23 protein-coding genes are annotated in these 23,765 nt (G+C 72.4%); 18 read left to right on the top strand and 5 right to left on the bottom strand.

The window, feature by feature from the left end:
* Positions 1 to 12 precede the first annotated feature (12 nt).
* From ACFWVV_RS16905 to ACFWVV_RS16895, 3 genes are all read left to right on the top strand, one after another.
* Complete coding sequence (locus ACFWVV_RS16905; RefSeq protein WP_384350534.1) at positions 13 to 852, top strand: alpha/beta fold hydrolase; 840 nt, start codon at positions 13 to 15, stop codon at positions 850 to 852.
* A gap of 176 nt (positions 853 to 1,028) precedes the next feature.
* Positions 1,029 to 1,862, top strand: a complete 834-nt coding sequence (locus ACFWVV_RS16900) for an alpha/beta fold hydrolase (protein ID WP_384350426.1) — start codon at positions 1,029 to 1,031, stop codon at positions 1,860 to 1,862.
* Positions 1,863 to 2,315: 453 nt separating this feature from the next.
* Positions 2,316 to 4,802: a discoidin domain-containing protein gene (locus ACFWVV_RS16895; RefSeq protein WP_384350424.1), complete on the top strand. Its 2,487-nt coding sequence runs from the start codon at positions 2,316 to 2,318 to the stop codon at positions 4,800 to 4,802.
* Positions 4,803 to 4,909: 107 nt separating this feature from the next.
* Here the strand turns inward: ACFWVV_RS16895 and ACFWVV_RS16890 are convergent, their stop codons facing one another.
* Positions 4,910 to 5,284, bottom strand: a complete 375-nt coding sequence (locus tag ACFWVV_RS16890) for a pyridoxamine 5'-phosphate oxidase family protein (protein WP_384350421.1) — start codon at positions 5,282 to 5,284, stop codon at positions 4,910 to 4,912.
* Between the two features lie 304 nt (positions 5,285 to 5,588).
* On the opposite strand from ACFWVV_RS16890, the gene ACFWVV_RS16885 reads away from it, so the two are divergent.
* Positions 5,589 to 6,419, top strand: a complete 831-nt coding sequence (locus ACFWVV_RS16885) for a helix-turn-helix domain-containing protein (protein WP_384350418.1) — start codon at positions 5,589 to 5,591, stop codon at positions 6,417 to 6,419.
* A 157-nt stretch (positions 6,420 to 6,576) separates the two neighbouring features.
* A complete protein-coding gene (locus tag ACFWVV_RS16880) occupies positions 6,577 to 7,122 on the top strand; it encodes a hypothetical protein (protein ID WP_384350415.1) in 546 nt (181 codons plus the stop codon).
* A gap of 119 nt (positions 7,123 to 7,241) precedes the next feature.
* Here the strand turns inward: ACFWVV_RS16880 and ACFWVV_RS16875 are convergent, their stop codons facing one another.
* A complete protein-coding gene (locus ACFWVV_RS16875; RefSeq protein ID WP_384350412.1) occupies positions 7,242 to 7,535 on the bottom strand; it encodes a hypothetical protein in 294 nt (97 codons plus the stop codon).
* Between the two features lie 69 nt (positions 7,536 to 7,604).
* Between ACFWVV_RS16875 and ACFWVV_RS16870 the strand changes: the two genes are divergently transcribed.
* Complete coding sequence (locus ACFWVV_RS16870) at positions 7,605 to 8,252, top strand: hypothetical protein (RefSeq protein WP_384350409.1); 648 nt, start codon at positions 7,605 to 7,607, stop codon at positions 8,250 to 8,252.
* Positions 8,253 to 8,446: 194 nt separating this feature from the next.
* Here the strand turns inward: ACFWVV_RS16870 and ACFWVV_RS16865 are convergent, their stop codons facing one another.
* Positions 8,447 to 9,043, bottom strand: a complete 597-nt coding sequence (locus ACFWVV_RS16865) for a CGNR zinc finger domain-containing protein (RefSeq protein WP_384350406.1) — start codon at positions 9,041 to 9,043, stop codon at positions 8,447 to 8,449.
* A 96-nt stretch (positions 9,044 to 9,139) separates the two neighbouring features.
* On the opposite strand from ACFWVV_RS16865, the gene ACFWVV_RS16860 reads away from it, so the two are divergent.
* The 4 genes from ACFWVV_RS16860 to ACFWVV_RS16845 all read left to right on the top strand — a co-directional run bounded on the left by ACFWVV_RS16860 (position 9,140) and on the right by ACFWVV_RS16845 (position 14,501).
* Positions 9,140 to 9,874 carry a hypothetical protein gene (locus ACFWVV_RS16860; protein WP_384422717.1) on the top strand — a complete coding sequence of 245 codons (735 nt, stop codon included), beginning with the start codon at positions 9,140 to 9,142 and terminating at the stop codon, positions 9,872 to 9,874.
* Between the two features lie 244 nt (positions 9,875 to 10,118).
* The gene (locus ACFWVV_RS16855; RefSeq protein ID WP_384350400.1) at positions 10,119 to 11,240 is read left to right on the top strand and encodes a ParB/RepB/Spo0J family partition protein; all 1,122 of its coding nucleotides are present in this window, start codon (positions 10,119 to 10,121) and stop codon (positions 11,238 to 11,240) included.
* Positions 11,241 to 11,500: 260 nt separating this feature from the next.
* Positions 11,501 to 13,093 (top strand): MFS transporter, encoded by a 1,593-nt coding sequence (locus ACFWVV_RS16850; protein WP_384350398.1) that lies wholly within the window; start codon positions 11,501 to 11,503, stop codon positions 13,091 to 13,093.
* A gap of 37 nt (positions 13,094 to 13,130) precedes the next feature.
* Complete coding sequence (locus ACFWVV_RS16845) at positions 13,131 to 14,501, top strand: FAD-binding oxidoreductase (protein ID WP_384350395.1); 1,371 nt, start codon at positions 13,131 to 13,133, stop codon at positions 14,499 to 14,501.
* A gap of 85 nt (positions 14,502 to 14,586) precedes the next feature.
* Here ACFWVV_RS16845 and ACFWVV_RS16840 read toward each other — a convergent pair whose 3' ends face one another.
* Both ACFWVV_RS16840 and ACFWVV_RS16835 read right to left on the bottom strand, forming a co-directional pair.
* Positions 14,587 to 14,934, bottom strand: coding sequence for a VOC family protein (locus ACFWVV_RS16840; protein ID WP_384350531.1), 348 nt, complete (start codon positions 14,932 to 14,934; stop codon positions 14,587 to 14,589).
* A gap of 23 nt (positions 14,935 to 14,957) precedes the next feature.
* Entirely contained in the window at positions 14,958 to 15,656 is a 699-nt protein-coding gene (locus ACFWVV_RS16835; protein WP_384350392.1) for a class I SAM-dependent methyltransferase, read from the bottom strand.
* Between the two features lie 404 nt (positions 15,657 to 16,060).
* On the opposite strand from ACFWVV_RS16835, the gene ACFWVV_RS16830 reads away from it, so the two are divergent.
* From ACFWVV_RS16830 to phzG, 8 genes are all read left to right on the top strand, one after another.
* Positions 16,061 to 16,873 (top strand): SDR family NAD(P)-dependent oxidoreductase, encoded by an 813-nt coding sequence (locus ACFWVV_RS16830; RefSeq protein WP_384350389.1) that lies wholly within the window; start codon positions 16,061 to 16,063, stop codon positions 16,871 to 16,873.
* A 186-nt stretch (positions 16,874 to 17,059) separates the two neighbouring features.
* Entirely contained in the window at positions 17,060 to 18,319 is a 1,260-nt protein-coding gene (locus tag ACFWVV_RS16825) for an acyl-CoA dehydrogenase family protein (RefSeq protein ID WP_384350386.1), read from the top strand.
* 64 nt (positions 18,320 to 18,383) lie between these two features.
* Positions 18,384 to 18,893: a PhzA/PhzB family protein gene (locus ACFWVV_RS16820; RefSeq protein ID WP_384350383.1), complete on the top strand. Its 510-nt coding sequence runs from the start codon at positions 18,384 to 18,386 to the stop codon at positions 18,891 to 18,893.
* A gap of 205 nt (positions 18,894 to 19,098) precedes the next feature.
* Positions 19,099 to 19,725, top strand: a complete 627-nt coding sequence (locus ACFWVV_RS16815; protein ID WP_384350380.1) for an isochorismatase family protein — start codon at positions 19,099 to 19,101, stop codon at positions 19,723 to 19,725.
* Entirely contained in the window at positions 19,722 to 21,734 is a 2,013-nt protein-coding gene (locus ACFWVV_RS16810) for an anthranilate synthase family protein (protein WP_384350377.1), read from the top strand. Before ACFWVV_RS16815 ends, ACFWVV_RS16810 begins: the two co-directional genes overlap by 4 nt.
* Entirely contained in the window at positions 21,731 to 22,156 is a 426-nt protein-coding gene (locus ACFWVV_RS16805; RefSeq protein WP_384350374.1) for a hypothetical protein, read from the top strand. The genes ACFWVV_RS16810 and ACFWVV_RS16805 overlap by 4 nt, the downstream gene beginning before the upstream one ends.
* The gene (locus ACFWVV_RS16800; protein WP_384350372.1) at positions 22,149 to 23,036 is read left to right on the top strand and encodes a PhzF family phenazine biosynthesis protein; all 888 of its coding nucleotides are present in this window, start codon (positions 22,149 to 22,151) and stop codon (positions 23,034 to 23,036) included. Before ACFWVV_RS16805 ends, ACFWVV_RS16800 begins: the two co-directional genes overlap by 8 nt.
* Positions 23,029 to 23,727 (top strand): phenazine biosynthesis FMN-dependent oxidase PhzG, encoded by a 699-nt coding sequence (phzG, locus tag ACFWVV_RS16795; protein WP_384350369.1) that lies wholly within the window; start codon positions 23,029 to 23,031, stop codon positions 23,725 to 23,727. The genes ACFWVV_RS16800 and phzG overlap by 8 nt, the downstream gene beginning before the upstream one ends.
* Positions 23,728 to 23,765: the final 38 nt, after the last annotated feature.

The following is a 23,765-nucleotide window of genomic DNA, read 5'->3' as shown; positions in this document are numbered from 1 at the left end:
ATGGACACACGTATGCGCATCACCCGTCCGGCCCGTCCGAGCCGTAGATCCGCCGTGCTCGGTATCACTGCGGCAGTGGGGCTGTCCGTGGCCGCCGTCACCCTGCCCGCCTCCGCCGGAGCGGCTTCCCACCAGCCGGTGCGTCCGACGATCGTGCTGGAGCACGGGGCGTTCGCCGACGCCGCCAGCTGGGACGGTGTCGTCACCCGGCTGCAGCGCTCGGGCTACCCCGTGGTGTCCGCAGCCAACCCGCTGCGTGGTCCGGCGACCGATGCCGCCCATCTGCGCAGCGTCGTCAGCCACATCGACGGGCCAGTGGTCCTGGTCGGCCACTCCTACGGCGGTACGGTCATCAGCCAGGCCGCCGCGGGCCTCGAAGGCAAGGTGAAGGCGCTGGTCTACATCGCCGCGTTCCTGCCCGACGCGGGCGAGAGTTCCCTCGGACTGACCAACAAGTTCCCCGGCAGCACCCTCGGTCAGGCGATCGAGTCGGTCAACTACACGCTGCCCGGCGGCGTTCAGGGCGCAGACGTGTACATCAAGCAGGCGAAGTTCCACGACCAGTTCGCCGCGGACGTACCCGCTGCCAAGGCCAGGCTCATGGCAGCAGGACAGCGTCCGATCGCCGCCGCCGCGCTGGAGGAGAAGTCGGCCGAGCCCGCCTGGAAGACGATTCCCACCTGGTCCCTGATCACTACCGAGGACCGCAACATCCCCGTCGCTGCCCAGCGCTACATGTCGGCCCGCGCCGCGGCCCGCACCACGACGGTCGCAGCGTCGCACGCGGTATCCGTCTCCCGCCCCGGGACCGTCGCCCGCATCGTGGAGCAGGCGGCCCGCTCGGTCCGCTGACCGAGAGCAGCCGAGTGGCCGAGAGCGGCCGAGTGGCCGAGCGAACCGACAGCTCAGCCCGTCGCGTCGCCGCCCGCCCCCCCACAGCCGATGCCTCCACACCCCATGCCCCCATACCCCACACCCCAAGGCACTCCCTCCGCGCAGGCTCGTTCCACCGAAAGGCAGTAACCACCATGGCGTTCATCACCGTCGGCCAGGAGAACTCGACCAGCATCGAGCTGTACTACGAGGACCACGGCACCGGGCAGCCCGTCGTGCTGATCCACGGCTACCCGCTCGACGGCCACTCCTGGGAGAAGCAGACCGCCGCGCTGCTGTCGGCCGGCTACCGGGTGATCACGTACGACCGGCGCGGCTTCGGCCGCTCCAGCCACCCCACCACCGGCTACGACTACGACACCTTCGCCGCCGACCTGAACACGGTCCTGGAGACCCTCGACCTCACCGACGCCGTCCTGGTCGGCTTCTCCATGGGCACCGGCGAGGTCGGCCGCTACCTGGGCACGTACGGATCCGCCCGGATCGCCAAGGCCGCCTTCCTCGCCTCCCTCGAACCCTTCCTCCTCAAGACCGACGACAACCCCGGCGGCGTCGAAGGCACCGTCTTCAAGGACATCGAAGCGGCCGTCACCGCCGACCGCTACGCCTACTTCACGGCGTTCTACGAGAACTTCTACAACCTCGACGAGAACCTCGGCACCCGTATCAGCGAGGAAGCCGTGCGCAACAGCTGGAACGTCGCCGCAGGAGCCTCCGCGTACGCCTCCCTGGCCTGCGTGGCGACCTGGTCCACCGATTTCCGTGCCGACCTTCCCAAGATCGACGTCCCAGCACTGATCCTGCACGGCACCGCGGACCGCATCCTTCCCATCGAGTCCACCGGGGACCTCTTCCACGAGGCACTCCCGCAGGCCGACTACGTCGTCATCGACGGCGCTCCACACGGTCTGCTGTGGACCCACTCCCAGGAGGTCACCGAGGCTCTTCTCGCCTTCCTGACCAAGTGACTGGAGGCCGACGGCCCGCGCGGCGGGAGCGGGCAGGCGGTTCGCTCAGCCGGGCGGGCCGTCGGCCCAGCCGGGAGAGGCCGAACCCGTGTGTGCGGGCGAGGCCGAACCCGTGTGTGCGGGCGCAGGCCGCTCGTAGGCGGAACCGTTGAGCCGGGCGCACCCCGCCGTTCCCCTGGCGGCGGGGTGCGTGAAGCCCGGGCCGGCCAGGTCAGTTGCCCGCCGCGACCGTCGAGGCTGCCCAACTACTATGCGTGCCAGGGACTGTGACGGGCCATCAACTCATCTCCATGACCGGATCACAGTCTTTACAACTCCCGCGCATGCTGACATGGTCATGCCGCATATGGCGCCGAGGTCGACTCGGCGTTCCTGCGCTGGGGGGCGAACACCTTGATACCTGGGCCCACTCCGTCATGGCTGCCGTGGCCCGGTTCCCGCGGTCTGATCCTGTTGGCACTCACCGCGGTGCTCGTCGGGCTCCTTCCGCTGCTGGCCCACGAGGACCGTGCCGCCGCCGCTCCGCAGCCGTCCCTGAGTGCGGCCGGGGATCCGACCGCACCGCCTCCCGCGCCGCACCATCAGGCGGCGCCCGCCGACGCGAGGGAACCGGCCGCGCCCACACTGCCGCGCGACGGCTGGACCGCGACGGCCGGCGACGAGGAGACCGCAGGCGAGAACGGCCGCGCGGCCAACGTCCTGGACGGCACCACCGCCACCATCTGGCACAGCAAGTGGACAGCCCCGGCCGCCCCGCTGCCGCACAGCATCACCGTGGACATGCACCGCACCGCAGTCGTCTCGGCACTCGTCTACCACCCCCGCGGCTCGGGGAGCAACGGGCGCATCGGCGAGTACGCGATCCACCTGAGCGCCGACGGAACCCAATGGGGCGCAGCCGTCGCCACCGGCACTCTTGCCGACGACAGCACCGTCAAAACCCTCAGCTTCGCACCCAAGGGCACCCGGTACGTCCGCCTCACCGCACTCACCGAGGCCGGTGGCCGCGGCCCGTGGAGCTCGGCCGGGGAGATCAACCTGCTCGGCGACCCCGGCACCACGGCCGGCGTCGTCGACCTGCCGCGCGACGGCTGGACCGCGACCGCGAGCGACAGCGAGTCCGCCGCCGGGGACCACGGTCCCGCCAAGGTCCTGGACGGCAGCTCCGACACGATCTGGCACAGCAGGTGGACGCCCGCTCCCGCCACCGCCCTTCCGCACCACCTCACCCTCGACATGAAGTCCGCCCGCCCCGTCTCGGCGCTCAGCTACGAGCCACGGCGCACCGGCCCCAACGGCCGGGTGGGCGCGTACACCGTGACCACCAGCACCGACGGCACCACGTTCGGCGCGCCCGTCGCCTCCGGCGTCTGGAAGGACGACGACACCCTCAAGGGCGCCACCTTCACCCGCACGGTGACCGCCCGGTACGTGCGCCTGACCGCCACCACCGAGGCCGGGAACCGGGGCCCGTGGTCCTCGGCGTCCGAGATCCGGCTCAGCGGGCCCGCCGCCCCGTCGGTCCACGGCTCCTGGGGAAGGGTGACGGGCTTCCCGCTCGTGCCCGTGGCCACCGCCGTCCTCCCCAACAACAAGATGCTCGCCTGGTCCGCGTACGGCATCGACCGCTTCGGCGGCAGCAACGGCTACACGCAGACCGCCATCATGGACCTGGCCACAGGCGCCGTCACCCAGCGCCGCATCGACAACACCAAGCACGACATGTTCTGTCCCGGCATCGCCGTCCTCAAGGACGGCCGGGTCCTGGTCACCGGCGGGTCCAACGCCGAGAGGGCCAGCATCTACGACCCGGCCACGGACGCCTGGACCTCCACCAGCGACATGAACATCGCCCGCGGCTACCAGGCGATGACCCTCCTCTCCACCGGCGACGCCTTCGTCCTCGGCGGTTCCTGGAGCGGGGGCGAAGGCGCCAAGGACGGCGAGGTCTGGTCGTCGTCCGACGGCACCTGGCGCAAGCTGACCGGGGTCCCCGCCACCACCACCCTGACCGCGGACCCGCGCGGGCCCTACCGCGCAGACAACCACCAGTGGCTGCACGCGACTTCGGGCGGCCGCGTCCTGCACCTGGGCCCGAGCAAGCAGCTCAACTGGATCTCCACCACCGGTGCGGGCTCCATCACCGCGGCCGGCACCCGCGCCGACAGCCCCGACGCGATGAACGGCAACGCCGTGGCCTACGACGTCGGCAAACTCCTGACCCTCGGCGGCGCCCCCGCGTACGAGAACAACACCGCCACCCGCCGCGCCTACACCGTCGACCTCAACGGCGGCGGCACACCCGTCAGCAGGCGCACCGGCGACATGGCGGACCCGCGCGCCTTCGCCAACAGCGTCGTGCTCCCCGACGGCAAGGTGGCGGTCTTCGGAGGCCAGTCCTACCCGGTGCCGTTCAGCGACGCCACCTCGTCGATGACCCCGGAGATCTGGGACCCGGCCACCGGCACCTTCACACGTATGGCGTCCATGGCCGTGCCGCGCAACTACCACAGCGTCGCCAACCTCCTTCCCGACGGCCGGGTCTTCAGTGGCGGCGGCGGACTGTGCGGGGACTGCGCCACCAACCACCCCGACGGCGCGGTCTTCACCCCGCCGTACCTGCTCAACGCGGACGGCACCGAGAGACCCCGTCCGGCCCTCACCAGCACGGTGCCGGCCCGGCTGGCGCACGGAGCGAAGGTGCCGGTGACCACCGACTCGGCGGTCAGCTCCTTCGTACTGGTCCGGGCGGGTGCCGCCACGCACTCCACCGACAACGACCAGCGCCGTGTCCCCCTGACGTCCCGCCCGACCGGGACCCACGCCTACGAGATCACCGTCCCCACGGACCCGGGCGTGGCGCTCCCCGGTACGTACCTGCTCTTCGCACTCAACGCGGAAGGTGTGCCGAGCAGGGCGAAAATGGTGACCGTCGGCTGAATTCGGGCTGACGGCGGGGCGGCGGCCGTGCAGATGCCGACGCGACCTCACGATCTGGAGGACCGGCCGCGGCACAGCTGAGCTGCCCGGGGGGTGGCCGGTGTGCGTCAGTCCTGGGCGGGAATGTCCAGGGCCGTTCCGTACAGGCGGGAAACCCGGATGAGGATCACCACGCGCCGGTCCGGCAGCGGTATCTCGTCGGGGGCCGCACCGTCGGCCGGGTCCACTATCTCCGCCACGCCCTCGGCCACGGCGAACGACCAGATGTCCGGGCCGTTCACATGCAGTGCGGTGTGCGGGTCGCGGCGTGACTGACGGACCTTCAGGCGGTCTGCGGTGGAGGAGATCCGCAGTACGCGCCCCTCGGCGTTCCAGTCGTAGAGGACGGTCGAGAGGTGTGGGTGGCCGGTGCTCCGGACGCTCGCGAGCACCCCGAACTGCTGCTGGTGCAGCAACTCGGAAAGCTCCGCGCCGGTGAGCACCCGGGGGGCAGGCCCGTCGTTCGGGGTGGTACCGGTGGTGGTGCCGGCGGTGGTCCCGGCGGTCCCGGGGGCGGTGGGCTCGGCGGTGGCAGTGGCGGTGTCGCCGTCGGCGGTCTTGGTTCGGGTCGTGCCGTGACGGGTTCCGGTCAGCCGGGCGGACGGCAGGCTCTCGTTGTTCGGGCAGGCGTGTCATCATGCCCGCCTCGGCAGAAGGAGGGACGGCTGTGGTGGAGGGTGGTCCCGTAGCGGAAAGGGGTACGGCGTGACGGGAGTTGGCCACGGAGGCGGGGCCGGTCCGGGAGCGGTGACGACTCGGTTCAGCGACCGGTTGCGGGTGACCCGGCCCTGGCCCCGGGAGCTGCGGCCGTACGTGCACAGTTACGACGGCTACCGGGTTGCGGCGGCGACTTCCTACCGGGTCCGGCTCGTCCCCAGGGGGCGGGCCGTCGTGGTGATCAACCTCGGGGAGCCGTTCGCCCAGGTGTTCCGGCTGGGGGAGACGGGCCCCGCCGTGCGCGTGGTCGGATCGCTGGTCGCGGGGCTCGAGGACGGGCCGCGGGTGTGCGATCACCCAGGTGGCCAGGAGGCGATACGCCTCGAACTGACTCCGCTCGGTGCGTACCGGCTCTTCGCCGTACCCATGAGGGAGTTGACGAACACGGTGCTCGAGCTGCGGGACGTCCTCGGCCCCGGGGCCGACGAGTTGGTGGAGCGGATGTCGGCGACCCGCGACTGGACGCGGCGGTTCGACCTGCTGGACGCCGCGTTGCTGACCCGGCTGGAGCGCGGCCCCGATCCCTCGCCCGAGGTCGTGCATGCCTGGCGGCTGCTCACGCGGTCGGCGGGGACGATCCCCGTCGCCCGTATCGCTGCCGAAGTCGGCTGGAGCCACGCCCACTTGGTCCGCCGCTTCACACACCAGGTCGGTCTGACGCCGAAGATGTCCGCCAGAGTGCTGCGCTTCCACCGGTCGGTGGAGCTGCTGTCCCACGGGGGGAGCGACCTCAGGGAAGTGGCGGCCATCTGCGGCTTCTACGATCAGGCCCACCTCAACCGCGAGTTCCGCGCCCTGGCCGACGTCACCCCCGCCGAAATGGCGGCCGCACGCCGGGTGGAGGGCGCGCACGAGCTGTGAGCGGCGAGGTCCGCGCGCCCGGAGCCGAGTGGCCGACCCCGGACCGCGAGATCAAATTTGTCCAAGCCTTGCCGCCCGTGCCGTCTCTAAAGTCCCTGGCAAGTACGCAGTCGTTCCGCACGCGCTCATCAAGTGCAGTCACATCAAGGGGATACGCATGTCGGTGCCGAATCCGAGGTCGGGGAACCAGCCCGCACGCCGCGGCCGATGGGCACGGTACAAGGTGACGCGCCCGTTCTCGCCCCAGGATCTTGCCGGTCTGTGGGGCTCGATCCTGGGCGTGGTGGCCCTCGCTCTCCTGCTCGGATGGGCGCTCGACATGAAGGGCGGGGTGGTGATCGTCGCAGCGATCCCGTTCATTTCGTCCTGGTTCGACTCACGTCGCATCCTGTTCCAGTTCGACGCGGTCGGCGTACGGGTCGCCGACGTGCTGTTGCCCTGGAACGACGTCAGTCAGTTCGTCGTGGCGACACCCGAGGGCAGCGAGCACGTGCTGATCGGTGTACGGCTGCGCCAGGGGGCGACGGTGCCGGCCGGTACGGGGGTCCGGCCGGCACATCCGGCGATGCCGGCGCCGCTGCACGTGTCCGTGCAGCGCCAGAAGTTCGACCTGGACAAGATGCTCACCAAGGCACGCAAGTACGCCGCGTCCCACGTCCAGGTAGTGGTGGCCGAGCCGACGGGAGAGCGGGTCGCGTCCTGATACGGGGCGCTGGTGACGGGGGCCCGCCTGTGTTCGGCCCGGCCCCTGCCCCCACTTTCCGTCAATCCGTATCTCGCTCTCCGTGGACCCGCGCCACCGGGTGGCGAGACCCCGGCTGTTCATGAGCACCTGAAGGGGAAGACCCGATGAGCTACGACCAGCCAGGCCCGTACGGCGGCCGGCCGCCACAGCCCGGCCCGTACGGTCCGGGTCAGCAGCCGGGTCCGTACGGTCCGGGTCAGCCGCAGCCGGGTCCGTACGGTCCGGGTCAGCCGCAGCAGCCGGGCCCCTACGGTCAGCAGCCCCTGGCCCCGCAGGGCGTGCCGCAGCAGGGTTACGGCGGTCCACCGCCAGGCGGGCCCGGCGGCTACGGCCAGCCGCAGCAGCCCGCGCACCATGCGGGGTGGGTCCACGGCCAGGTGCCGCCGCCTCCGCCGGGCGGAGGTGGAGGTGGAGGCGGAGGCAAGAAGGCCGGGCTCGTCGTGGCCGCTGTGGTGGCACTCGCCGTCATAGGTGGCGGGGTCTGGTACCTCACGGCAGGCGGTGACGGCGGCGGTGACGGCGGCGGTGGCGCGAAGCTGAAGGACGACGGGCCCCATCGGCTGACAGCCCCGGCCGAGGTGTTGGGCGGCACCTACAAGAGCGTGACCAAGAAGACCGATGAGCCGCGGCCCCTTGGCGAGTCCAAGGCGAAGTTCCTGGCCGGGACCGGCATCTCCGCGGACTCCCAGTCGGTGGTCAATGTGTACTCGGCCTCTGCCGAACTGCAGGGTGTGCCGCAGGCAGCGGGCCTTGCGTTCCTCGGTGTCCACGGCGAGGTCCAGGATCCCGGGAAGACTCTTGACGCCGTGCTCGCCGAGATGAAGAAGCGGCCGGGCGTCAGGTTCATCGGCGATGCCCAGGAGGTGTCACCCGACGGCCTGGACGGCGCCGTGATGAAGTGCCAGAAAGCCGAGTCGGGGGACCCCTCCTTGCCCGGTCACACCCGGACAGGCTTCTCGTGTGTCTGGGCCGACTACAGCACCCTCGGTGTGGTGAGTCCGAGCAAGCCCACCGCCGAACACTCCATGGACGAAGCCGCCAGGATCGCTGCGGCCCTCCGCAAGGAAGTGCGTGTCGCGGGCAAGTAGCCTGCCGGCGGTCTCAACGTCCACGTCCAAGCCCACGTCCGGCCGTACGCAGATCCGGTCCGCCGACGTGGATCCGACCGCCGAGGCGATGCGTCGGCCCGGATGAGATGGCGCGCCACCCCCTGGGCCGCGGCGGCCAGGGCCTCGTCGGCGCGGCCGGGCGGAGGTACCCGCGGCCGGGAGCCGGTGGCACTTCACGCACCGGTCGCGTGCCCGCTGTCGGCCCCCTGTCGGCGGGCCCTGTGCTTGGCGGCGTTCAGGCGGTTGCCGCACAGGGGAGGAATGCAGTAGCGGCGGCGGCCCGCCTTGCTGGTGTCGACGAACAGACCCGAGCAGGTCGGGGACGCGCACGGGCGGAACCGGTCGTGGCTGAGCGTGTGCAGAACGCCGAGCAGACCTGTGCCCACGAGTACGGCGAGTTCGTCGGCCACGGATGCACCGGGGGCCGTGGTGAGGTGCCACTGGAGCCGGCCCTCGGCGTCCCGCAGGAGCGAGAGACCCGAAGTGGCCCTCGCGGCAAGGCGGTTGGCCCCCTCGATGACCTCGTCCTCCGAGTCGGCCTCCAGTAGTGCACGCGTCTCCTGACGGAGGCTCAGTACCTCGGCGAGGTCGTCCTCGGTCGGCGCCATTCCGGGGGGAAGCGCGTCAAGTCGCACGTCGCGTTCGACGAGGAAGGCGCTCAACTCGGCTGGTCCGGTCAGGACTTCACCGATGTCCGTCCGTACGAACGATGAGGTGTTGACGAGATCCGTGGCCACGCCCGCACCGACGGCGTAATGAGAAAAAAGCATCTTCACGTCTTACTCCGTGCTTGCATAATGAGTAAAAGGCAACTATACCTCTTAGTGCATCCGGAGGGGCCGGGTGCCTGGAAGGGGTGTCACCCCATGCATCCGCTCTCTCATCGCTTCATCCGGACCGTCCAGGGCGTGCTGCACGGCATCAATGCCGGACATGCGATCAGGCACGGGGCGCCGATACCGCCCGAGCCGGGATCACCGCAGCCGTTACCGACTTCCTCCGTTCCTGCGGTACGCGCCGGCGGGGAGGTGTCCACCGGCAGGCCCCCAAGTTCCCTCAGGCCCGGGCAAATTGGCGCGGGAGAGAACACCGTCGGGACCCGCGACGCCGCCCGGGGCGAGAACACCGTCGAGGCCCCCGGCGCCGCAGCGTTCCTCGCCTACCTCGACGGGCGCCAGTTGCGCTGGCGGCTGACCCTCGACGCGGCCGTCGCCTCCGCGGGGGACGACCCGCGCGCCCGCCTGCTGGCCGTTTTCGACGCACTCCGCGAGTGGGCGTGCTCCTCCGTGGGCGGCTTCCGCAGCAATGCGTTCGTCCAGGCCCAGTACGAGGCCGGCCGGGCGGGCGGCGTCGCCCGCACGGTCATTGCCCAGCACAAGCACTCCCTGCGCAGCCGCATGCTCGCCCTCGCCGAGGCCACCGGCGCCCCCGACCCAGGTCTCCTGGTCGACCAACTCCTCCTCATTTACGAGGGGTCCGTGGTGAACCACTCGCTGGGCACGGTCGCCGAGTCTGCCGACAAGGCGCACCGCACGGCCCGACAGCTGATCGCCGCCGCCACTCCGCAACCGCTGGACGGGTTCTGGGCGGGGCGGGGGTGAGGGGCGGGGGGAACGAGAGGGGAACGGCGGGGGAATGACGCCCTCACGGCAAGGGGGAACGGGAGAGGAACGGCAGCGGACGCGGGTCGGGAACAGTGAACAGTGAACAGTGGAGGGCAGAGCCGTCCAGAGAGTCCCCGAGTCCCCCAGAGAGACCCCTCCACAGACCCCCAACTGGGAGACCCCCCACGCACTGAGAGACCCCCCACAGAGAACGCCCCCCACAGGAAGAGGAACAGCAGACATGTCCGTGGATGTCAGCGACACCTCCCACGAGCGCGTACGCCAGGGCCGCGCGCGAACCCAGTCCCTCGAAACGCCCGCGGACGCGTCCGTCCCCCAAGCCGCCCCCGCCTCCGTCCCCGCCCCCGCCCCCGTGTCCGAACCGCTCCTCGTGCGGGTCGGTGACCTGCGCGACGGGGACTCGCCCCGGCTCGGCGGCGTCGACCCCGAGCACGTCCGCGTACTGGCCGAGAGTGACGAGCCGCTGCCGCCGATTGTGGTGCACCGGGCCACCATGCGTGTGATCGACGGCACGCACCGTCTGCACGCCGCGCGGTCCCAAGGGCGGGAGTCCATCGAGGTCCGGTACTTCGACGGCACGGAAACGGAAGCCTTCCTGCTGGCCGTCGAGTCGAACATCCGGCACGGGCTGCCCCTGTCGCTCGCGGACCGGCGCGCGAGCGCCCAACGGATCCTGCGCGGCCGTCCCGAGTGGTCGGACCGCGCCATCGCCGCGCGGACCGGCCTGTCCGGCAAGACCGTGGGTGTGCTGCGCCGCGAGGGGCTGGGCGGCGGCGCGGAGGGCGCCGCGCAGCCGCAGGTGCGGGTCGGCGGCGACGGCCGGGTGCGCGCTGTGGACCCGGGGGCCGGACGGCTGCGCTGCCGGGACGTGATCGCCGCGCGCGGGGACGGTGCGTCGTTACGGGAGATCGCCCGCGCCGCCGGCGTCTCGGTGGAGACCGCACGGGACGTCAAGGCGCGCCTCGCACGCGGCGAGAGCCCGCTGCCGCCGGGCGTCGCCCCGGCGCAGGAACGGTCGCGTCAGCAGGAGCAGGAGCAGGAGCAGGGGCGGGAGCAGGAGCAGGCTCGGTCGCGTCCGCGCAGGAGCGCGCACCGGCTCGGTACGCCGGTCGACCTGTCCACGGTGCTCGCCCAGTTGAAGCAGGACCCCGCCGTGCGCTACAGCAGCGACGGGCGCGCGGTGGTCCGCTGGCTGGAGCGGCACTTCGTCCGCGCGGGCGCGGCCGACATCGTACGGCGCGCCCCCTCCCACCAGGCCCCGCGGATAGCGGCGGTGGCCCGGGCCTGCGCGGCCTCCTGGGACGCCATAGCCCAGGACCTCGAACACCTCGGCACGGCGTGACGCGGGCCGCCCGGCTCGGCGGCGGGTGGCGCGGGGACGCCCGCGGCCCACCCCGCCGCCGTACATGCCGGAGCGGAACACGCCCGTCCCCGCACGCGCCCCCGACCCGCACGCGTACGTACCCGCGCCCACGAACCGACGCGTACGTACTCGAGCCCCCGACCCGCCGACGTACGTACTCGAGCCCCGAGCCGTGTACCGCTACCGCGCGCGTCGACCACGGGCACGTGCCGAGGACGTCGAACGAAGAGGAAGCAGAGATGACAGCTCCTGCCGAACAGGGGAAACCAGAACCGCAGGTGAACCCGTGGGTGGCGCTCGTGCCGCTCTGCGTCGGGTTCTTCCTGATCATGATGGACATCACCATCGTGAACGTCGCCATCCCCGGCATGCTCACCGACCTGGACGCCGATCTGAACCAGATGGCCTGGGTGAACAGCGTCTACCTCCTCACCTACGCCGTGCCGTTGCTGGTGGCAGGAAGGCTCGGAGACCGGCTGGGCCGCCGCCCGATGTTCCTGGCCGGTCTCGCGGTGTTCACCGCCGCCTCCCTGTGGTGCGGTCTTTCCGGCAGCGCGGGCATGCTGATCGCGGCCCGCGCGGTGCAGGGACTGGGCGCCGCGCTGATGGCGCCGCAGACGATGGCGCTGGTGACCACGATCTTCCCGCCACAGCGCATCGGCGCCGCCCTCGGCGTGTGGGGTGCGGTCGCCGGCCTCGCGTCGACGGTCGGCCCGCTGCTCGGCGGTTTCCTGGTCGGCGGTCTCGGCTGGGAATGGGTCTTCCTGGTCAACGTGCCGATCGGCCTGGCCGGGATCGTCATGGCGGCGCGGCTGCTGCCCCGCGGGCAGCGCGGCGCTGCCCGCCGGTTCGACGGCTGGGGGACCCTGCTGTCGGCGCTCGGTCTGCTGGCGCTGGTCTTCGCCCTGCAGAACGGGCAGCACTACGCCTGGGGCCAGGTGGCCGGGCCCGTCACGATCCCCGTGCTGCTGGCCGTGGGGGTGCTGCTGCTGGTCGCGTTCGTGATCCTGCAACGGCGCACCACCCAGGACCCGTTGATGCCCCTGGAGCTCTTCAAACAGCGCAACTTCAGCGCCGCCGTGGTCGCCGCCGCCGCCGTCGGCTTCTCCCTCACCGGGCTCTTCCTGCCGCTCATGCTGTACCTGCAGTCCGTACGGGAGCTGTCCCCGCAGCAGGCCGGAATGCTGATGGTGCCCATGGCTCTCGCCAGCGGTGCCGTCGGCCCGTTCGCGGGCTTGCTCTCCGACCGGATCAGCGGCAAGTGGGTCGTGCTGGGCGGGTTCCTGGTGTTCGCCGCGGGCATGGCGATGCTCGTCGCCGTGATGGAGCCCGGGACCGGCCCCTGGTGGGTGGGCGGCGCGCTGTTCGTGTGCGGGCTGGGCACCGGGGCGTCGTTCGCCCCGCTGGCGCACGTGGCGACCAGCGGAATCCGGCCGGATCTCATGGGCGCGGCCTCCGGCATGTACAACCAGCTGCGGCAGGTCGGCTGTGTGGTCGGCAGCGCGGCGGTGGGTGTGCTGCTCCAGGTCCGCGTCTCGGCCTCCGTGCCGGGGCAGACCGGGGCCCACAGCACGGAACTCGCCCCCGGCACGTCCTCGCCCGCCTTCCACGAGGGGCTCGCGGACGCGGCGGGCACGACCCTGCTGCTGCCGGTCGCGGTGCTCGTCATCGGTTCGGCGGCCTGCCTGATGATGCGTTCCCGTACGGCCGAGAACACCACACCGGTCCGAAAGGAGGAGGTTGGGACGAACCCCACGGGGGAGCAGCATCGGGGCGGGCGCGACCGGGACATCCCGGCGGGGGAGCAGCACGCACGCCCGACGACGAAGTAGAAGCAGACATGGACGTAACGGGAACAAAGGAAAGTGAATGGCTGACGAAAATGTATTCTCCGCGCTCGCCGATCGCGTCACAGGCCCCGTTCTTACACCGGGACAGGACGGTTACGACGACGAACTGAAAACCTTCCAGACCGGATACCGCCACCGCCCCGCAGTGGTGGTCGGCGCGGAAAACGCCGAGGACGTCCGCGCGGCCGTGGAATTCGCCGTGAAGAACGGGCTGCCCGTCGGTGTACAGGGGTCCGGGCACGGCATCACCGTCCTCGACGAGGACGGCGTACTGATCAGCACCCGCAGGCTGGCCGGCGTCACCGTCGACGCCGAAGCCGGGACCGCCCGCGTCGGGGCCGGAGCGCTGTGGAAGGACGTCGTCGCACAGACCGTCCCGCACGGCCTCGCCCCGCTGAGCGGCTCCGCTCCGCACACCGGGGTCGCCGGATACACCCTGGGCGGCGGCATCGGCCTGCTCGGCCGCGAGTTCGGCTACGCGGCGGACCTGGTGCGCTCGCTGGAGGTCGTCACCGCGGACGCCACCGTGAGCCGGGTGACCGGTGAGAGCGACCCCGACCTGTTCTGGGCGCTCCTCGGCGGGCGCGACAACTTCGGCATCGTCACCGAGCTGGAGTTCGGGCTGCTGCCCGCCGCCCGGCTGTACGGCGGCGGCATCTACTACGACGCCGACGACGCCGAAGCCGTCTTCGCGTTCTTCCGCGAGTGGACGGCCACCGCGCCGGAGTCCGTGACCTCGTCGGTCGGCATGATCGCGTACCCGCCGATCGACGCCTTCCCCGAGCCGCTGCGCGGCCGCCACGTGGTGCACGTACGCTTCGCCACCACCGACCTCGAGGGCGGCCCCGACCTGGTGCGCCCCTGGCAGGACGCGGCCCCGGTGATCCTCGACCACCTCGGCGAGATCGGGTACGAGGAGGTCGGCTCCATCTACCGCGAGCCCGACTTCGCCCACTCCTTCTTCGGCAACAACGTGCTGCTGAGCGAGCTGCCCGTCGAGGCGCTGGACGCCGTGCGCGAACTCGCCGGCAAGGACGCCCCGGTGAGCTGCATCGTCGACCTGCGCCACCTCGGCGGCGCCATGTCGCGCGAGCCGGGCACGCCGAACGCGGTGCCCTTCCGCCGGGCGCAGTACATCCTGCGCGTTCTCTCCGGCCTGGACGGCGAGGACGAGAAGGCCGTGCGCGCCGCACACAAGCGGGTCTACGACGCGGTCGCGCCGTGGACGGTGGGCCGCTCGCTCAACTTCGTCTACGGGCGGCGCACCGACGACGAGTTCGTCGACCAGGTCTACGACCGGGCCACCCTGGAGCGGCTGACGGAGCTCAAGGGCGTGTACGACCCGAACAACGTCTTCCGGCGCAACCAGAACGTCCGTCCGCGGGCGTAGCTCCCGCACGGCAGGCGAGGGAGGGGGTGGCCCGGCATCCGGGCTGCCCCCTCCCTCACGTTTTGCTCCGTACGTCCGAGAAGCCTCAGCCGGCGGGTGCGGCGAGGGCGACCCGGGTGCCGTCCGGGTCGTGCACCGTCGCCACCCGCTCGCCCCACGGGGTGTCGGCAGGCCCGCTCACCACGGGCACGCCCGTCGTACGGAGTTCCGCGACGGCCGCGTCGACGTCCGCAACGAACACGTACAGCTCGAACGTCCCGCCATCGGTGCCCGGCGCGTCGTCGGGTCCCGCGGCCGTCAGCGCCAGTTCGGTGCCGTCGCGCACCAGACCCACGAACGAGGGCTCGCCGGCCGCGGGGTGCTGGACGCGCCGGGTGAAACCGAGCCTCTCGTAGAACACGGCCGTCTCCTGCGGGCGCCGCGCCCGCAGCACGGGGAAGGCCCGCCGCCCGGTGCTCACCCGGCCACCCGGTCCGCGTAGACCTTCCAGACGGGAAGCCGGGTACGGCCCCGGTCGTCCAGCTCCGGGCGCTTGCCGGTCTTCTCGAAGAACTCCTTGACCGGCCCGGCGACACCCGCGTACACGGACTGCGACAGCTCCCGGACCTGCCAGCCGTGCGCGCCCAGGGTCTCCCGGACCTCCTCCTCGGACACCGACAGAGGGGCGGGCATCCCGCCGGGCACGTCCGCGAAGCACAGCATGCTCAGACGCGCGCCCGGCCGGGTGGCGCGGTGCAGGGCCCGGACGTAGCGGCGGCGGGACTCCCCGTCGAGCGTGTGGAAGAGCGCACTGTCCAGAACGGAGTCGAAGCGGTCCTCGTACCCGTCGAGGCGGGTGGCGTCCGCGACGGCGAACTCGACGACCAGGTCGCCGGCCCGCTCCCGGGCCTGGCCGATCGCGGCGGACGCGGCATCGACGCCGGTCACGTCGTGGCCGCGCCGGGCCAGGAAGACGGTGTTGTCGCCGGGACCGCACCCGATGTCGAGCACCGATCCCGCGAAGCGCCCTTCCTCCTCCATCGCGATCACGTCGGGCTGCGGCTCCCCGATGTCCCACGGCACGCCCTTGATCGACGCGCCGGGCAGCAGATCGCCGCCCGTGTAGACGGCGTTGAAGTCGGCGGTCGCGAAGTCGTACGACTCAGTGGTGCTCACACGTATCTCCTTCGGTGGTGGACGGGAATGCGCACCCGGCCGGAATTCCTTCCGGTGGCGGCTTCTGCTGGAATTATCGGGGCCGCGCCGCCCGGTACGAAAGGCGCAACGGGCCCCGGGCGCAGGGGAATTCGCCTACCCGTCCGACTGAGGAATTTCCTCGGTCGGACAGCAGCGGGATGCGGAATTATCCGTTCCGTACGTCGTGCCGAAGTCGTGTCGGCAATTCATGGACAGACACCCGTCGGAACGTCATGAATGGAAGGCGAACGAAGGAGAGGCCCGTCCCGGCGAACTCGCTTTCCTTCCACGGGATTCCACGGGAACCGAGGAGGCCGAAGGCGCATACACGTCCGACGGGCCACGCATAGGAAGCCGCATATGAAGCGCAGAAAGGGGAACCTGTGTCCGGCAAGGTCTGGTTCATCACCGGTACGTCCCGCGGATTCGGCCGCGTCTGGGCGCGGGCCGCCCTGGACCGGGGCGACCGGGTGGCCGCCACCGCCCGCGACCTCGGCAGCCTGGACGACCTGGCGGCCCGCTACGGCGACGCACTGCTGCCGCTGCGCCTGGACGTCACCGACCGCGCGGCGGTCACCGCCGCGGTCGCCACCGCCCACGAGCGCTTCGGCCGCCTCGACGTCGTCGTCAACAACGCGGGGTACGGCCTGTTCGGGCCCGTCGAGGACGTCACCGAGGAGCAGGCGCGCGCCCAGCTGGACACCAACCTGTTCGGCGCGCTGTGGGTCGTCCAGGCGGCACTGCCCCTCCTGCGCGCCCAGGGCAGCGGCCACATCCTCCAGATGTCCAGCATCGCCGGCATCGCGTCCTGGCCGATGCTGGGGCTCTACCACGCCTCCAAGTGGGCCCTGGAAGGGCTGACCGACGCACTCGCCCAGGAAGTCGCCCGCTTCGGGATCGACGTGACGCTGCTGGAGCCGGGGCCCTTCCGTACCGACTGGCGCGGCAGCTCCGCCGTCTGGGCGGAAGCGGGACCGGCCTACGCGCCCTTCGCGCAGGCCCCGTCCGCCGGGGCCGCCCCCGGCGACCCGGAGGCCACCGCGGGCCCCCTCCTCGAGCTCGTCGACGCCGAACGGCCGCCGCTGCGCGCGTTCTTCGGCGCGTCGGCACTGGAGACGGCGCGCACCGTCTACGAAGAGCGGCTGCACACCTGGCAGCAGTGGGACCACCTCGCGAAGGCCGCCCAGGGCGACTGACCCGGGCCCGGCGCCCCGCCGCCGGGAGCCCGCACCAGCAAGCCCCGGCCGCCGCCGACGGCACCGCACCAGCAAGCCGCCGACGGGCCCCGCACCGGGCAGCACCCCGGCCGCCCCACCCGGACGCCCGGCCAGGAACCACCCGGACGCCCGGCCAGGAACCACCCGGACCGAGAGGAGAATCCTGTGCTCAGCACCGACACAGCGACCCGCGGGAGCGCCGCACCGTCTTCCGCGCACCCGGCGACCACCCCCTCCGCAGGCGCTTCCGTCGCCGAGGAGCGCCCCGAACTCGTGGCCCGCGCCGCAGAACTGCGCCCCCTCCTGGCCGAGGACGCCGCCCAGGCCGACCGGCTGTGCCGCCTCACCGACCGGGTCGGCGAGGGCATCACTCAGGCGGGCCTGATGCGCATGACGACGCCGCGCAGGGCCGGCGGCCACGGTGCCGACGCCCGCACCCTCCTCGACGTGACGACCACGCTGGGCGGCGGCTGCTGCTCAGCCGCCTGGGTCACCGGAGTCCTCAACGTCGGCAACTTCGTCGTCTCGCTCTTCCCCGAGGAGGCGCAGGACGAGGTCTGGGCGGACAACCCGGACGCCCGCACCGCGCAAGTGCTCGGCCGTCCCGCCCCGGACGTCGAGAGCGCCCCGGGAGGTGTCGTCGTCAGCGGCCAGTGGGCCTACATGTCGGGCTCGACGCTCGCGGAGTGGGTGGGCGTCCTGCTCGCCCGCGGCCCGGAGGGCGGCGCGCCGGGCCCGTACTTCGCGCTGCTGCCGCGTGCCGACCTGGACCTCAAGGACACCTGGCACGTGACAGGCATGCGCGGCACCGGCAGCAACACCTTCGTCGCCCGGGGAGTGTTCGTTCCCGCGCACCGCCTGCTGCCGTACGGCCCGGTCCTGCGCGGCGAGCTGACCAGGCAGGACGCGGCCACCCCGTACCGCAACAGCCTCACCGGCATGTTCTCGCTGGGCCTGCTCGGCTCCCTGATCGGCGGCGCGGACGCGGCCCTGCGCCTCGTACGGGACAAGGCCCCCGAGCGGCCCGTGGCGGGCTCCACGTACGCCAGCCAGGCGGATTCGCCGACCGCGCAGCTCTACCTCGCGGACGCGGCGGCCAGGACCGACTCCGCGAAGCTGCACGCCCGCCGGCTCGCCGACTGCGTCGACGAGTACGCCCTGGCCGAGCGCACCGCGGACACCGACACCCGCGCCCGCTGCCGCATGGACTCCGCCCGCGTCGCCGAACTGTGCCGCGAGGCGGTGGACACCCTGGTCACCGCGTACGGCTCCTCGGCCTTCCAGGAGGGCAACCCGCTGCAACGGATCTGGCGGGACGTCCACGTGGGCAGCCGTCACGCCGGGTTCGGCATGGGCATCCCCCAGCAGCTGTACGGCCGTTCGCTGGTCGGCAAGGACCCGCGCGAGGTCAGCCTCCTCGTCTGACTCCTCGTCGGAACGGCACCGGTACCCGACCCCCGTTTCCCCCACACACCGCCAGGAGGACCCCATGGCCACCGCCATCGACCACACCACCACCCCCGACGGCTTCGCCCCGCCCGCCGAGGCGGACGCGCTGCGCGCCCACAACCGCTCGGTCGTCGAGCAGTACATGCACACGCGCGGCCAGGACCGGCTGCGCAGGCACCTGCTGTTCACCGAGGACGGCGTCGGCGGACTGTGGACCACCGACACCTGCGAACCGATCATGATCAAGGGCCGGGACCGGCTCGGCGAGCACGCCGTGTGGTCCCTGAAGTGCTTCCCCGACTGGGCCTGGACCCACATCGAGGTCTTCGACACCCAGGACCCGAACCGCTTCTGGGTCGAGTGCGAGGGCGAGGGGAAGATCGTCTACGAGGGCTATCCCGAGGGGCACTACCACAACCACTTCCTGCACTCGTTCGCCTTCGAGGGCGGAAAGATCAAGCTCCAGCGGGAGTTCATGAACCCCTGCCGGCAGTTCCGTGCCCTGGGCATCGAGGTGCCGGTCGTCAAACGCGCGGGGATCCCGACCTGATCGCCGGACCCTGACCGCACGGGATCCCCCGGGCCCCGCCCCCAGGGTCTTCCGGGCCCCGCCCCCTGGGCCCCTCGGACCCCGCCCCCAGGGTCTTCCGGGCCCCGCCCCCTGGGCCCCTCGGACCCCGCCCCTGGGACTCCCGGACCCCGCCCCCCAGGATCCCGCGACCGCCCGACGCCCGACTCGACGAAGGAGTCGCCCGATGCAGGCCGGCCTTCCGACCATCGCCCCCTACCCCCTGCCCGCGCCGGACCAGCTGCCCGCCAACACCGCCCGCTGGACCCCGGACCCCGAGCGCGCCGTCCTCCTCGTCCACGACATGCAGCGGTACTTCCTCGCCGCTTTCCCCGACGCCCTGCGCACCGACCTCGTGCGGCGCACCGCGCAGCTGCGCGAGCGCGCCGCGGCGCGCGGGGTACCGGTCGCCTGGACCGCGCAGCCGGGCGGCATGAACGGACAACAGCGCGGCCTGCTCCAGGACTTCTGGGGACCGGGCATGCGCACCAGTCCCCAGGACCGCGCCGCGCTCAGCGAACTCGCCCCCGCGCCGGGCGACTGGGAGTTCACCAAGCTGCGCTACAGCGCGTTCTTCAGGTCCGGCCTGCTGGAGCGGATGCGCGACGCCGGACGCGACCAGCTGGTGCTGTGCGGGGTGTACGCGCACATCGGCGTTCTGGCCACCGCACTGGAGGCCTACCAGAACGACATCCAGGCCTTCCTCGCCGCCGACGCGCTCGGCGACTTCACCGAGGACGAGCACCGGCTCGCCCTGGACTACGCGGCCCGCAGGTGCGCGGTCGTCCTGCCCTCGGCGGAGGTGTTCGCATGACGCCGGACGCTTCCCCGCACGCAGCCCCGGGGGGCACCTCGCGGCCCGCACCGCTGCCGGACGCATCCCTGCCGGGCACACCCCTGCCCGACACCTCGCGCCCCGTACCGCAGGACGGCCGACGGCCCGGCACCGACGACCTGTTCCAGCGCATCCTCACCGACACCGCGCCCCACCCCGCCTTCGCCCTGCTGCACCGCTCCGGGCAGGGAGACTCCGTCGACGTCCTGACCGGCGAGGTCACCTCACCCGCAACGCTCGACGGCATCCCCCTCGGCACAGCCGCACCCGGGACCGGAATGGCCGCCCACGACGCCCTCGTCCTGATGCCCTACCGGCAGCTGCGCGAACGCGGCTTCGACGCCCCCGACGACGGCACGCCCCTGCTGGCCATGACCGCCGACGCGCAGGACACCCTGCCGCTCCCCGAGGTGCTGGAGCGCATCACCGACGTGCCCGCCCCGCTCACCGGGGGACGCTTCGACGTCGACGACGAGGCGTACGCACGGCTCGTCCGCCGGATCGTCGCCGAGGAGATCGGCACCGGATCCGGGTCCAACTTCGTCGTCAGGCGCACCTTCCTGGCCGACATCGGCGCCTTCTCGCGGCGCACCGCGCTGTCCCTCTTCCGCCGCCTGGTCGAACGTGAGGAGGGCGCGTACTGGACCTTCGTGATCCACACCGGCGAGCGCACCCTGATCGGCGCCACCCCCGAACGCCACGTCTCCCTCCACGGCGGCCGCGCGGTGATGAATCCGATCAGCGGCACCTACCGCTACCCGCCGACCGGGCCCACCCTCGACGGCGTCACCGACTTCCTCGCCGACCGCAAGGAGGCCGACGAGCTGTACATGGTCGTCGACGAGGAACTGAAGATGATGGCCCGGATCTGCCCGGAGGGCGGCCGGGTGGTGGGCCCCTACCTCAAGGAGATGGCCCGCCTCGCCCACACCGAGTACTTCATCGAGGGCCGCAGCGACCGCGACGTGCGCGACATCCTGCGCGAGACGATGTTCGCGCCCACCGTCACCGGCAGCCCGCTGGAGAGCGCCGCCCGCGTGATCGCCCGGTACGAGCCCCAGGGCCGCGGCTACTACAGCGGCGTCGCGGCGCTCGTCGGCCGGGACGCCGACGGCGGGCGCACCCTGGACTCCGCCCTGCTGATCCGCACCGCCGACATCACCCCCCAGGGGCGGGCCCGGATCGGCGTCGGCGCCACCCTGGTGCGCCACTCGGACCCCGCCTCGGAGGTCGCCGAGACCCGCGCCAAGGCGGCCGGGCTGCTGGCCGCGCTCGACGAGCGGGAGGCCGACCGCTTCCGCGGCCACCCGGACGTACTGGCGGCCCTGCGCGAGCGCAACACCCACCTCGCGGACTTCTGGCTCCGCGACGCCGGCGAACGGCACGAGCGGGTCGCGGCGCTGGCCGGCCTCAAGACCCTGGTCGTCGACGCCGAGGACACCTTCACCGCGATGATCGCCCAGCAGCTGTCCGCACTGGGACTGGACGTGGACGTACGCCGGTTCGACGAGCCGCGCTCCTTCGACTTCGACGGCCACGACCTCGTCGTCCTGGGCCCGGGGCCCGGGGATCCGCGCGCCGCCGACGACCCCCGGATCGACAGGCTGCGGGCCGGGGTGGACACCCTGCTCGCCACGCGCAAGCCGTTCCTCGCGGTCTGTCTCAGCCACCAGGTGCTCAGCATGCGCCTCGGGCTGGACCTGGACCGCAGGCCGGTGCCCAACCAGGGAGTGCAGCGCGAGATCGACCTGTACGGCCAGGTGGAGCGCACGGGCTTCTACAACACGTACGCGGCCCGCAGCGACGACGACGAACTCGACGCCGGGGGCATCGGACCGGTCGAGATCAGCCGGGACCGGGCCAGCGGCGAGGTCCACGGGCTGCGCGGGCCGCACTTCGCGAGCATGCAGTTCCACGCGGAGTCCGTGCTGACCGTCGAAGGGCCCCGCATCACCGCGGAGGCCATCGGACGGGCGGTGGGCCGATGAAGGCCGTCGTCGCCTGGTGGGACCTGGACGGCACCGGGCACAGCGTCGACTCCCTCGGCGGCCGGCTGCGCGAGGGCGACGCCCTGGAGGCGTGGGCCCGAGTGCCGGGACTGCTCGGCAAGTTCTGGATCGCGGACCGGCAGCACAACCGCTGGGGAGCGGTGATGCTCTGGGAGCACGAGCACCCGGGCGCCGCCGCTCTGCCGCCCAACGAGGCCGCCCGGCTGCTGGGCGGGCCGCCCGCCGAGCGCGCCGCCTTCGACGTCGAGGCCGCGGTCCGGGGCGTGTGCGACCGCCCGCTCACGGACCGCCCCGCCATCGACCTCGCATCCGCCGTCCGCCCGGACACCGAAACCGGACGCCCCGCCCCCGACCCCGCCACCCCCGCCCCCACCCGCCGAAGGAGCCACCCCCATGCATGACTACATGATCGTGGACGCCTTCTCGCGCACCCCGCTCGAAGGCAACCCCGTCGCCGTCTTCTTCGACGCCGACGACCTGGACGCCGGGACCATGCAGCGCATCGCCAAGGAGATGAACCTCTCCGAGAGCACCTTCGTCCTCGACCCGCAGGACCCCGGCGCCGACGCCCGCGTCCGGATCTTCACCCCCGTCAACGAACTCCCCTTCGCCGGACACCCGATGCTCGGCACCGCCGTCGCCCTCGGCCTCACCCGCAAGCAGGAGAGCCTGCGGCTGGAGACGGCCATGGGCACCCTCCCCTTCACGCTCGGGTACGACGACGACGCCGCCGACGCCGCGCACCGGGGCACCGGGCCGGCAGCGCACGCCGGCCGCCCCGTGGCCGTACGGATGCGTCAGCCGGTGCCCGTCCGCGAGCCCTACCCCCGGGCCGGCGAGCTCTGCGCCGCGCTCGGCGTGGACACCGCCGCCGTCCCCGTGGAGGCGTACCGCAACGGGCCCCGGCACGTCCTGGTCGGTCTGGAGTCCGTCGCCGCGCTGTCCGCCCTGCGCCCCGACCACCGCGCCCTCGCCGCCTTCCCCGACATGGCCGCCAACTGCTTCGCGGGCAGCGGCGCCCAGTGGCGCACCCGGATGTTCTCCCCGGCCTACGGCGTCGTGGAGGACGCGGCGACAGGGTCGGCGGCCGGTCCGCTGGCCCTGCACCTGGCCCGCCACCGCCTCGCCCCGTACGGGCAGGAGATCAGCATCCGCCAGGGCGTCGAGATGGGCCGCCCCTCGCTGATGCTGGCGACCGCGGAGGGCGAGGGGGAACGCGTCGACGCCGTGCACGTCGGCGGACACGGCGTGACCGTCGCCCACGGGACCCTCCATGTCTAGGCCCCTGACCGCACCCGGCGGCCCCGCGGAGCGGGCGGACTCCCTGATGCACAGCAGCCGGTACGAGTCCCTCACCGCCGACACCGAGGCCGACTTCCCCCAGTACGCGTACCCGCCGGCCGAACCGCTGGCGCTGGCCCGCAGCTGGCTCGACGAGGCCGTCGAGCGGGGCGTCCGCGAACCGCGCTCGCTGGCCCTGGCCACCGCCGACGCCCAGGGACGCGCCTCCACCAGGATCGTCACCGTCGGCGCCCTCGACGGCAGGGGCCTGCTCTTCACCAGCCACAGCACCAGCCGCAAGGGCCGCGAACTGGCCGCCAACCCGTGGGCGTCGGGCGTCCTGTACTGGCGCGAGACCTCGCAGCAGATCGTCCTGTCGGGACCGACCGAGTGCACCGGGGACGAGGAGAACGACGCCCTGTGGGCGGCCAGGCCCGCACCGCTGCACCCCATGACGGCGGCCTCGCACCAGAGCGCACCGGTGGACGACGTACCCGCCCTGCGCGAGCGGGCCCTGCGGCTTGGCCGTGACGGGCTGCCGCTGCCCCGGCCCGCACGGTTCACCGGCTACCTGCTCAGGCCGGCCGAGGTGGAGTTCTGGTGCGCCCGCCCCGACCGCCTGCACCAGCGGCTGCGGTACGTGCGCGAGCACGACGGCGCCGGGTGGCGCGCGGAGCGGCTCCAGCCCTGACCACCAGGTGGCCGGCACCCATCACCACGACGTCCGGG

The organism is Streptomyces sp. NPDC058663, assembly GCF_042716745.1.
Taxonomy (GTDB): domain Bacteria; phylum Actinomycetota; class Actinomycetes; order Streptomycetales; family Streptomycetaceae; genus Streptomyces.
This window is presented reverse-complemented; position numbering and strand designations above follow the sequence as displayed.